This is a genomic window from Janthinobacterium sp. 344, from assembly GCF_900112025.1.
Classification (GTDB): Bacteria; Pseudomonadota; Gammaproteobacteria; order Burkholderiales; family Burkholderiaceae_D; genus Janthinobacterium.
Map to the genome: position 1 here is coordinate 228,989 of NZ_FOKL01000009.1, position 11,490 is coordinate 240,478.

Genomic DNA, 11,490 nt, shown 5'->3' on the forward strand with positions numbered 1-11,490 from the left:
TCCAGCGGCTGCGACGGGGTCAGACCCTTGGGTCTGACCCCAGCTGTTCAGGGGTTAGTTTTCATACCCCCCCACAGCAAATACTGGGGTCAGTCCCTGCGGGATCGACATGTGCCCCATTGGGGCACATGTCCCCACAGGGTCCGCCCCCGGCCTTATTTAGTTCCCCTCCCCTCTCCTCCCTTAGACCCACATCAACATCGTGATGTGTCTTCGCGTCTATATTTTTCCAGTAGGAATTAAAAAACAGTCAACGGGTCGACCGGGGAAGCGCCGCCACCATGTTCAATTTCCAACGCTCCAGCATCAGCCAGAAACTGACCATGATCTCGGTGCTGTCGTCGGGCTGCGCGCTGCTGCTGGTGTTCGTGGCGTTCGCCCTGACGTCCGTGCTCAGCCACAAGGACGATGAAGGCAAGCAATTGCTGTCGCTGGCGGGCGTCATCGGCGCGGCGGGCGCGGCACCCTTGCTGGCGGGCAAACCTGTGCAGGCGGAGCAGGTGCTGGCCGCCCTGAGCGCGCGCGACGAGATTGCCCAGGCGGCCCTGTTCGACGCGGGCGGCCGCCTGCTGGCCCAGTACCGGGCGCCGCAACATGCGCAGGGGCTGGCGCCGTTGGCCGACCTGGAACCGGCCCTGCTGGCGGACCTGGCGACGGAAAGCCAGTCGCAAGCGACGGGCAGCACGCTGGCGCCCGCCATGCGGCTCTATCGTCCCATCTACTGGACCCAGGACAAGGTGCCCAAGTTCATCGGCGTCGTGCTGATCGAGGCGGACCTGAACCACATGTGGCGCGACATCGGCCGCCACGTGGGCGCCATCGGCGGCGCCACCTTGCTGTCCTTTCTCGTCGCCGTCTTCCTGGCGCGGCGCTTCAAGAGCGTGATCGCCGAGCCCATCACCAAGCTGATCGATACCGCGCAAAAAGTCTCCAGCAGCCAGACCTACAGCCACCGCATCGCGCACCAGCGCAGCGACGAGCTGGGCGTGCTGATCGACAGTTTCAACGACATGCTGGCGCAGATTGACAGCCGCGACAGCACCCTGGCCAATTACCGCGACCAGCTGGAACGCCAGGTGGGCGTGCGCACGGCGCAGCTGGAGAAGGCCAAGGATGCGGCCGAGGCGGCCAGCCAGGCGAAGAGCGCGTTTCTCGCCACCATGAGCCATGAAATCCGCACGCCCATGAATGGCGTGCTGGGCATGACGGAATTGCTGCTGGCCAGCCCTTTGAGCCCGCAGCAGCGCCACTACACGAGCATGGTGCAGCGCTCGGGGCAGAACTTGCTGGTGATCATCAACGACATCCTCGATTTCTCCAAGATCGAGGCGGGCAAGCTGAGCGTGGAATACATCCGCTTCAATTTCCGCGAATTGCTCGACGATATAGAGCACGTCTTCGCGCCACAGGCGGAAGCGAAGAATATCTGCCTGGAATTCGATATCGCCAACGACATTCCCATCGCCATCTGCGGCGACCCGAACCGCCTGCGCCAGATCATCGTCAATTTGCTGGGCAATGCCATCAAGTTCACGGAGACGGGCAAGGTGACGGTCAAGGTGGAAGTGTGCGGCGAGGATGCGCCCAGCGTGGGCTTGCGCTTCGAGGTGCACGACACGGGCATCGGCGTCTCCAGCGAAGCGCAGAGCCGCATCTTCGAATCGTTCTCGCAGGCGGACGGCTCGACCACGCGCAAGCATGGCGGCACGGGCCTGGGCCTGACGATCTCGAAACAGCTGGTGGAGTTGATGGGCGGAACTATCGGCGTCGACAATGCTTTAACGCAAGGCTCCATCTTCTGGTTCGAAGTAAATTTCGATAAGCGGAGGGTCGACAGCGACGACCCGTCCTTCAATCTGAAAACCACGCGAGGATTACGCGCCTTGATCGTCGATCACACCCCCGCCACGCGCGCCGTGCTGGAGCGGCAGCTGGCCAGCTGGCACATCGTCAGCGACAGCGCCGACACGGCAGGCGACTGCCTCGACCGCCTGCGCGCGGCCGCCCGGGCGGGCACGCCGTATGCCGTGGCCCTGCTCGACATGGAATTGCCGCGCACCAGCGGCCTGGCCCTGGCCGCCACCATCAAGAGCGACCCGCTGCTGGCCGACCTGAAACTGTTATTGCTGAGTACGGAACAGGGCGCGGCCGACCCGGTCCAGCGGCGCGAGGCGGGCGTGGCCTTCCAGCTGATCAAGCCGGCCCGCGAATGCGACCTGTTCGACTGCATCGTCACGCCGCCGCGCGCCAGCGAAGGCATGCGCATCCACCCGCCGCACGCGGCGCGCCAGGTGGGCCGGCGCCAGCGCCGCCGCGTGCTGCTGGCCGAAGACAATCCCGTCAACGTGGAAGTGGCGCTGGCCATGCTCGACAGCCTGGGCCTGGACGTGGTCTGCGCGCGCAATGGCGAAGAGGCGCTGCAGGCGGCGCAGGCCGAGGATTTCGACCTGATCCTGATGGATTGCCAGATGCCCGTGATGGATGGCTTTGCCGCCACGGCGGAAATCCGCCGCCACGAACAGCATTGCGGCCACGCGCGCGTGCTGCCCATCGTCGCCATCACGGCCAACGCGCTGCAGGGCGACCGCGAAGCGTGCCTGGCGGCCGGCATGGACGATTACCTGAGCAAGCCTTTTACGCAGCAAGACCTGGGCCATACCATCGCGCGCTGGATCACCCTGCCGCGCGCGGCCACCGTGCACCACAGCGAGCAGCAGGAAGTGGCCGCGAAACCGATGCCGGAGCAGCCTGCGCCTGCCCAGCAGGCGCCGCAGCAAGCACCCGGCCTACCGCTCAACCGCCAGGCGCTGGAAAACATCCGCGCCCTGTCCGGCACGGACGGCGATGCGCTGCTGGAACGCGTGATCCTCGCCTTCACGGGCGAAACGCCGCGCCAGCTGGCCGCCATGCGCGACGCCATCGCCGGCACCGATGCGGAAGCGCTGCGCAAGGTGGCGCACAGCCTGAAATCGGGCAGCGCCAACGTGGGCGCCGACGGCCTGGCGCAACTGTGCAAGGAGATGGAAAAACTCGGCCGCGCCGGCAGCACGGAAGGCGCCGCGCCCCTGCTGCAGGAAATGCAGCAGGCGTTCCTGGCGGTGCGCGAATCGCTGAGCGCCATCCTCGTGAAGGAACACTGACATGACAGCGCCCCTCCCTCCCCCACGCGGCCTGGTGCTGGTGGCCGACGACGATCCCGTGATGCGCCTGCTGATGCGGCAGATGCTCACGCAGGTGGGCCTGGACGTGATCGAGGCCGAGGATGGCGTGCAGGCGCTGGCCAGCTACAAGCACAGCGGCCCGGACCTGGTCATGCTCGACGTCGACATGCCGGCCCTGGACGGCTTTGCCGTGTGCCGCGAAATCCGCCACCAGGAAGTCGGCGGCACCGTGCCCATCATCATGGTCACGGGCGGCGACGAACTGGAAGCCGTCACGCGCGCGTACGAGGTGGGCGCCACCGATTTCATTTCCAAGCCCATCAACTGGCCCATCCTCGGACACCGCGTGCTGTACGTGCTGCGCGCCAGCGACGCCATCGCCCGCCTGCGCATCGCCGACGCACACAACCGCGCCGTGCTGGCCGCCATTCCCGACACCTTCTTCCGCCTCAACCGCGACGGCTTTTATCTCGACTACGAACAGGGCCACGACGCCAGCGCCGGCTTTTCCATCGACAATTGCGTGGGCAGCCACATCCGCGACGTGCTGCCGCCCGAGATCGCCGCGCGCCTGCTGGACCAGGCGCACGCCGTGCTCGCCACGCAGCACATCGGCTCGGTCGACTACACGCTGACGCATGCCGACAGCACGCGCCACTTCGAGGCGCGGCTGGTGGCGACGGGGGCCGACGAGGTGCTGGGCCTGGTGCGCGACATCAGCGAGCGCAAGCGCACGGAAGAACAGATCCGCCGCCTCGCCTACTGCGACAGCCTGACGGGCATCCCGAACCGGCAAGCGTTCCTGGAAACCCTGGAGCGCGAGCTGGTGCGCTCGAAGGAACACGACAAGAAGTTCGCCGTGCTGTTCATGGACCTCGACGCCTTCAAGCGCATCAACGACACCCTGGGCCACGACGTGGGCGACCACCTGCTCAAGGTGGTGTCCGAGCGCCTGCGCGAAACCATCCGCCCCAGCGACCTGGTGCTGCGCGCCGGGCACGAGTTTGAACCCACCTCCGGCGGCAGCAACCTGGCGCGCCTGGGCGGCGATGAATTCACGATCCTGATCCCCGACCTGGAGCGGGTGGAGGACGCGCTGAACGTGGCGCACCGGGTCAAGGAAGCCATGCGCCGGCCGTTCATGATCGAGGCGCACGAGATTTTCGTCACGGCCAGCATCGGCATCTCGCTGTACCCGGAAGATGGCGAGGATTGCAATTCGCTGTTGAAATATGCGGACACTGCCATGTACCACGCGAAGAACTGCGGCAAGAACAACGCCAAGCTGTACAGCTCTTCGCTGACGATGGAAATCATGAGCCACGTCAAAATGGAAGTGGGCTTGCGGAAAGCCTTGCAAAACAATGAGCTGTATCTGCTGTACCAGCCGCAGATCGACGTGCCCAGCACGCAGATCGTCGGCGTGGAAGCGCTGGTGCGCTGGCGCCATCCCGAGCGGGGCATCATTTCGCCCACGGAATTCATCCCGCTGGCCGAAGAGACGGGACTCATCGTGCCGATCGGCGAATGGGTGCTGCGCACGGCCTGCAACCAGGCCAAGGCGTGGCAAAGCGATGGCGGGCGGGCCATCCGCATGGCCGTGAACCTGTCGGCCAAGCAATTCAAGGATGAAAACCTGATGCAGATCGTGCTCTCGGCGCTGGCCGACACGGGCCTCGATGCGCGCCTGCTGGAGCTGGAGTTGACGGAGGGCACCCTGATGGACGACGCGCGCGCCACCATGGTGACGTTGGAGCAATTGCGCGGCATCGGCGTCTACCTGTCCATCGACGACTTCGGCACGGGATACTCATCGATGAATTATTTAAAGCGCTTCGACGTGCGGGCCTTGAAAATCGACAAGAGCTTTATCGCCGGCTTGCCGCAGGATGCGGAAAACGCGGCCATCACGCGCGCCATCATCGCCATGGCGCATGGGCTGAAGATGGTGGTGGTGGCCGAGGGCGTGGAAACGGACGAGCAGTTGCTGATGCTGGAAGAATACGGCTGCGACATGGTCCAGGGATACTTCTTGGGCCACCCGTCGCCGCACGACACGATCACGGCCATGCTCGTCAAACAGGCGGGCCAAGTGGCCAGCCTGGAAGCTAGAGCACTTCGAAGGCAAGGATTTGCGTGACTTGCTGTGCGTTGAAATTATCGTCGGAAATCATCACCAGGCTGCGGCGGCCATTCGCCAGGCGCGGGCCCCAGCTGATGCCTTCGATATTGTCGACCCTGGCCAGGCCGATCCTTTCCAGGTCCAGCAGCAGGCGCTTGCGCGCCGGCACGTAGGCCGCGCCCGCCAGCGCCGGGATGGACGCGATATCCGTAGCGCCCTGCGTCTCCATCTCGTACACGCGCACGTGATTCGTGTAGATGCCGTCCGCGTTTTCCACGCCGGCGCGCTCCACCACCAGCACCTGATGGTCGTTGACGGCAAGGATTTCCGACACGCCATTGTCCGCCTCGCGCCCCGGGGCGGGCCGCGAGGCCACCGCGTCAAGCGGATAGGCATACTGGCCCAGCACGGTGCCGGCGCGGTCCAGGCGCGTGATGCGCACCACGGAGCCGTGCTCGGGCGTAGCCAGCGGGCCATCCTGGTACAGGGCCGCTTCCATGCCCAGCCACAGGCTCTTGCCGTCCGACGCGAAGGACAAGCCTTCAAAACTCATGTTGTTGCGCGAGCCGATTTCCGCCTGCGACACCTTGAACATGGCGGGCGTCGGCAAGGTCGCGAGATATTTTCCATCGCGGTCGGCATGGCGCACGAACGGGTGCAAGCCCACCTTGCGGTTGCCTTCGCTGCCATACCACAGGCTGCCATCCTGCGGATCGACGCGGATGGTCTCGATGTCGGCCACCTGGTCGCCCCGCTCCAGTTTTGCATGGGCCAGGTTCGGATAGCGGCTGCCATCAGGCTGGGTGAAGAAATGCACGCTGTTCAGGGTCACGCCGGAGAATGCAGCGCTGTCATAGCTGAGCGTGGCGCGGTAGAAGCGGGCCGGATTGATTTCCGAGCGGTCATCGCTTTCCATCACCCAGCTATGGCTGGCCGCATCGTAGTCGATGCCGGACAAGCCGCCCACCGTGGTGCCCTCGAACGCGTATTTGAGCGCGATGCGCTGTTCGCCGATCAGGCGCAGGCCGGCAATCGACTCCTCGCGGGGGATGCTGGCGCAGGCGGAGAGAAGAACAGCGGCGGACGCCAGGGCAAGCGCGGTGCGGAACAATGGAGACATGATCGGTATCAAATAAGTCGGGAAGAAAATTCCGGGGTCAGACCCGCCGGGTCTGACCCCAGCTTTAGTTCTGTGGGTTAAGAGCGGATTACACCACGCCACCGGCCTTGAGCCGCGCGATGGCGGCCGCATCATAGCCCAGCGATGCCAGCACCTCGTCGTTGTGCTGGCCCAGCGTCGGCCCCAGCCACTGCGTCTTGCCCGGCGTGGCCGATAGTTTCGGGCTGATGGCGGGTAATTTGACGGGCGTGCCATCGGCGAAATGGTGCTGTTCGAACATCTCGCGGGCAAGGAATTGCGGATCGACCAGCATGTCGCGCACGGAATAAATTTTTCCGGCGGGCACGTCGGCCGCCTTCAGCACGGCCAGCGCGCTATCGATGGTGTGCGTGGCGCACCAGGCGCCGATGGCGTCGTCGATCTCCTGCGTGCGCGCCACCCTGCCGTCGTTGCGCGCCAGCTGCGGGTCGCCCGCCATGTCGATGCGGCCCATGGCCAGCATCAGGCGCTTGAAGATGGCGTCGCCATTGCCGGCGATGACGATGTTTTCGCCATCGCCCGTCGTGTAGGTATTCGAGGGCACGATGCCGGGCAGCGAGCCGCCCGTGCGCTCGCGCACCACGCCCGCCTGGTCGTACTCGGGCACCAGCGACTCCATCAGGTTGAACACGGATTCGTACAGGGCCACGTCGACCATCTGCCCTTCCCCGTGCTCGCGCCCACCCGTCACATCGCGGTGGCGCAGCGCCATCATGGCGCCGATCACGCCGTGCAGGGCCGCCACCGAGTCGCCGATCGACACGCCCACGCGCACGGGCGGGCGGTCGGCAAAGCCGGACACGTAGCGCAAGCCGCCCATCGATTCGCCGATGGCGCCGAAACCGGGCAAATCCTTCATCGGCCCCGTCTGGCCAAAGCCGGACAGGCGCACCATGATGAGCGAAGGCTTGTCCTTCTTCAGTTGTTCGTAGCCCAGGTCCCACTTTTCCAGCACGCCGGGACGGTAATTCTCGATGATGATGTCCGCTTCCAGCGCCAGCTGGCGGGCGATGGCGCGGCCCTCGGGCGCCTTCAGGTTCAAGGTCAGACTTTTCTTGTTGCGCGCCTGCACCGACCACCACAGCGAGGTGCCATCCTTCAGCACGCGCCAAGTACGGATGGGGTCGCCACCGTCGGGCGACTCGATCTTGATCACGTCGGCGCCGAACTCGGCCAGCATGCGGGCGCAGAACGGCCCCGCGATCAGGGTGCCCAGTTCCAGGACTTTGATGCCCGCCAAAGGACCAGCCGACGTTTTTTCTTGCATGATTTAAGTTGCCCTGCGGTCGAGCATCGCGCGGGCGATGGTGCCCGCATCGACGTATTCCAGTTCGCCCCCCACGGGCACGCCGCGGGCCAGGCGGCTCACGCGCAAGCCCCGCGCCTTCAGCATTTCGCTGATGTAGTGGGCCGTCGCTTCGCCTTCATTCGTGAAATTGGTGGCCAGCACCACTTCACCGACCACGCCATCGTTGGCGCGGTTCAGCAATTTTTCGAGGTGGATATCTTTCGGGCCGATGCCGTCCAGCGGAGAGAGCCGTCCCATGAGGACAAAATACAGGCCCTTGTAGGTGAGCGTCTGCTCGATCATCAGCTGGTCGGCGGGCGTTTCCACCACGCATAGCAAGCGCTTGTCGCGCTCGTCATCGAGACAGGTCTCGCACACTTCATGTTCGGTAAAGGTGTTGCACAGGCCGCAGTGATGCACGGCATCGACGGCCTGGAACAGGGCGCGCGACAGCATGGCCGCGCCTTCCCTATCGTGCTGCAACAAATGAAACGCCATCCGCTGCGCCGACTTGGGGCCGACGCCAGGCAGGCGCCGCAGCGCCTCGGTCAAGAATTCAAGCGACTTGGACATGGATCAACCCTGTCCCGTGCCATCGATCGGGCGCATGCGGCTGTGCATCAGAATGGCATTTTGAAGCCAGCTGGCAAGTTCATGCCGCCGGTCAAGCCTGCCATTTTTTCCGCGGACGTCGCTTCCGCCTTGCGCACGGCGTCGTTGAAGGCGGCGGCCACCAGGTCTTCCAGCATGTCCTTGTCGTCGGCCAGCAAGGACGGGTCGATGGAAACGCGCTTGACGTCGTTCTTGCAGGTCATGACGATTTTCACGAGGCCGGCGCCGGACTGGCCTTCCACTTCCACCAGCGCCAGTTGTTCCTGGGCCTTTTTCATGTTGTCTTGCATTGCTTGCGCCTGCTTCATCAGGCCAGCCAGTTGATTTTTCATCATAAGAATGCTCCGTTAATTCAGTTTGTGAGTGTGTTAATCATCAATGCAGGGTCGGCGCGGCGGAGCCGGCCGGTGCAGGGGTAATCGTTCCCGGCACGACAAAAGCGTCGAATGCCCGCTTCATGTCGAGCACGAAGGGATCGCTGGCGATGGTTTCTTCGGCCGCAAGCTGGCACGCCTCGCGGTGCGCCTGCGCTTCCGCGCTGGCCGTGTACCAGACGGCGCCCAGTTCCGTGTCGACATTCACCTTGCGGCCGAAGCGTTCGCTCAGGGCGGCGGCCAGTTTTTCCACGTTGGCGGGACTGCGCCACGTGTCGATGGGCACGCGCAGGCGGAACGTGGTGCTGTGGCCGTCATGCAGACATTCGATCAGCTCGGCCTGCACGGCCAGCTGCTGGGCCACGCCGCGCAAGGGCAGCACGGCGGCCACGGCGGGCCAGTTGCCGTCCCAGTCCAGGCCGGGCACGGGCGTGATCACGTACGGCCCGCTGGGTGCGGCTTGCTTGGCGGCACGCTGCGGCATGATGACGGCGGGCTGCTCGGCGGGCCCGCTGGCGGGCGCCGAGACGGCGACGGAGGCGCTGTCGTCGGAAAATTCCGTGACCCAGGGCGGCAGGTCGTCGTCGGCTGGCGCTTGCTGCGGCGGCGCCTGGCGGACCGGCTGGGCCGGCGCCGCTGCGGGAGCGTCCATGACGGCGACAGGGGGCGCATCGTCCCACGGCGCCGGTGCTTTGGCGGCGGCGGGCGCTGCTGGCGGAGCGGCCTGAACGGGCGCGGCCGGCGCCGCCGCGGCGACAGGTTCCGCCGCCGGCGCAGGGGCGGCGGCCGGCTTCGGCGCGGAGGACGGCGCCGACGGCGCACTGCCAGGACGGCCTTTCGAGGCGGCGCGGGCCGCTTCCAGCGCCGCATTGATGGCGGCGCGCGCGGAACTGATGGGGGCGCCCGATGCTGCCGGGGCAGCCGCAGCCGCGGGAACCGGCGCGGCGGGCGGCGGCGCCGCTGGCGCCGGGGCTGTCACAGGTGCGGGTGCCGGTGCCGGCGCGGCCGCGCGCGGCGGCGGCGCTTCGCTGCGGGCCATGCTGGCGGCCGCGGCGGCCACCACGGCAGGCGGGGTCACGGCGGCATGGCTGGCCACGCTGTTTGTCGCGGCGCGGGCGGCCGGTGCGGAGGCGCCAGCGGCGGCGCGCGCGGCGGCGACAGCGGCGGGACGGTTGCCAGGCGCAGCCGCCGGTGCCGCGGCCGGCACGCCGTCGGCGCCGCCTATGCCGGGCCGAAAGGCCAGCATGCGCAGCAAGGTCATGGTAAAGCCCGCGTATTCGTCGGGCGCCAGGCCCAGTTCATTGCGGCCATGCACGGCGATCTGATAAAACAGCTGCACTTCTTCCGCGTCGAACGCGCCGGCCAAACGCACGATGTCCGCATATTCGGGCAAGTCCTGCGGCAAGGCGGCCGGCACGGTTTGCGCCAGCGCAATGCGGTGCAGCAAGGTGCCCAAGTCTTGCAGGGCGCCGTTGTAGGACAGGCTGCGCGAGGCCATCTCGTCGGCCACGGCCAGCAGATCGGCGCCATCCTGCTGCGCCAGCGCGTCGAGCAGGCGCACCAGGTAGGACTGATCGAGCGCGCCCAGCATGCCTTGCACGGCGTCGAGCGTGACTTCGCCGGCCGCGTACGCGATGGCCTGGTCCGTCAGCGACAGCGCATCGCGCATGGAGCCGTGGGCGCCCTGGGCCAGCAGGCGCAAGGCCGGCTGTTCGAAGGCGATGCCCTCCTGCCCCAGGATATTGTCCAAATGGCTGATGATGTGGCCGGGCGGCATCTGCTTGAGGTTGAACTGCAGGCAGCGCGACAGCACGGTGACGGGAATCTTTTGCGGGTCCGTCGTGGCCAGGATGAACTTGACGTGCTCGGGCGGCTCTTCCAGCGTTTTCAGCATGGCATTGAACGCGTGGTTCGTCAGCATGTGCACCTCATCGATCATGTAGACCTTGAAGCGCGCATTGCTTGGCGCGTAGACCGCCTGTTCCAGCAGTTGCGCCATTTCATCGACGCCGCGGTTCGACGCCGCATCCATCTCTATATAGTCGACAAAGCGTCCCGCATCGATGGCCGTGCACGCTTCGCACTGGCCGCACGGCTGCGCCGTGATGCCGCCCGTGCCGTCAAGGCCGATGCAATTGAGCGATTTGGCCAGGATGCGCGACAGGGTCGTCTTGCCGACGCCGCGCGTGCCCGTGAACAGGTAGGCGTGATGCAATCGGCCGCTGTGCAAGGCATGCGTGAGCGCGCGCACGACGTGCTCCTGGCCGACGAGCGTCTCGAAATTCTTGGGGCGGTATTTACGGGCGAGGACTTGATAGGACATGCTGAGATTTTACCATGCGATTTTGCGGGTGATCCTGCGCGGCGGGCGCAAGCCTCATGGCCGGGCCATTCCAATATGGCAAACGCGGCAAAGCAGCAATTGTATAACATGGCCAGGTGGAAATATGGAAAACACGGCAAGCCCGGCAATGCTGCGGCGTCACAAAAAAATGGCGCCGTAAAAGCAAAAAAGCTGCCCATGGCAGCTTGATTGTTGATCCTGATAAAACATTCCCGAAGGAGGCGAGCCTGATCTGCGGCACTCATGGTTAATAGCCGTGGCTGCTTCGTTCCCGACCTGACCAGGTTAGCCATGCCACGATGCGCAGGGGCCCGCCGGGGACAATTATAACCGACTTGGCGCGGATTGGGAAAGCAAGCTGAAATCCGGGGTCAGACCCCCGGTCGCGTTGGCAATGACCTTTGTGTTAGCGGTGTTGAGGGTCTGACCC

At 65.5% G+C, this 11,490-nt stretch carries 7 protein-coding genes and 1 other RNA gene; 2 read left to right on the forward strand and 6 right to left on the reverse strand.

Annotated elements, in window-relative coordinates; translation table 11 throughout:
* The first annotated feature begins 281 nt into the window (after positions 1-281).
* Both BM193_RS22720 and BM193_RS22725 read left to right on the forward strand, forming a co-directional pair.
* A complete protein-coding gene (locus BM193_RS22720) occupies positions 282-3,140 on the forward strand; it encodes a response regulator (RefSeq protein WP_092800637.1) in 2,859 nt (952 codons plus the stop codon).
* Position 3,141: 1 nt separating this feature from the next.
* Positions 3,142-5,301, forward strand: a complete 2,160-nt coding sequence (locus BM193_RS22725) for a putative bifunctional diguanylate cyclase/phosphodiesterase (protein ID WP_092800634.1) — start codon at positions 3,142-3,144, stop codon at positions 5,299-5,301.
* Here the strand turns inward: BM193_RS22725 and BM193_RS22730 are convergent.
* The 6 genes from BM193_RS22730 to ffs form a co-directional block, all read right to left on the reverse strand.
* On the reverse strand, positions 5,270-6,403 hold the full coding sequence (locus BM193_RS22730) for an esterase-like activity of phytase family protein (protein ID WP_092800631.1): 1,134 nt from the start codon (positions 6,401-6,403) through the stop codon (positions 5,270-5,272). The genes BM193_RS22725 and BM193_RS22730 overlap by 32 nt on opposite strands.
* Positions 6,404-6,491: 88 nt before the next feature.
* Positions 6,492-7,709: a CaiB/BaiF CoA transferase family protein gene (locus BM193_RS22735; RefSeq protein ID WP_092800628.1), complete on the reverse strand. Its 1,218-nt coding sequence runs from the start codon at positions 7,707-7,709 to the stop codon at positions 6,492-6,494.
* A gap of 3 nt (positions 7,710-7,712) precedes the next feature.
* Positions 7,713-8,303, reverse strand: a complete 591-nt coding sequence (gene recR / locus BM193_RS22740; RefSeq protein ID WP_092800624.1) for a recombination mediator RecR — start codon at positions 8,301-8,303, stop codon at positions 7,713-7,715.
* Between the two features lie 47 nt (positions 8,304-8,350).
* Entirely contained in the window at positions 8,351-8,677 is a 327-nt protein-coding gene (locus tag BM193_RS22745; protein ID WP_034759121.1) for a YbaB/EbfC family nucleoid-associated protein, read from the reverse strand.
* A 40-nt stretch (positions 8,678-8,717) separates the two neighbouring features.
* Positions 8,718-11,039: a DNA polymerase III subunit gamma/tau gene (gene dnaX, locus BM193_RS22750; RefSeq protein WP_092800621.1), complete on the reverse strand. Its 2,322-nt coding sequence runs from the start codon at positions 11,037-11,039 to the stop codon at positions 8,718-8,720.
* Positions 11,040-11,277: 238 nt separating this feature from the next.
* An RNA gene (gene ffs / locus BM193_RS22755) (signal recognition particle sRNA small type) lies at positions 11,278-11,376 on the reverse strand.
* Positions 11,377-11,490: the final 114 nt, after the last annotated feature.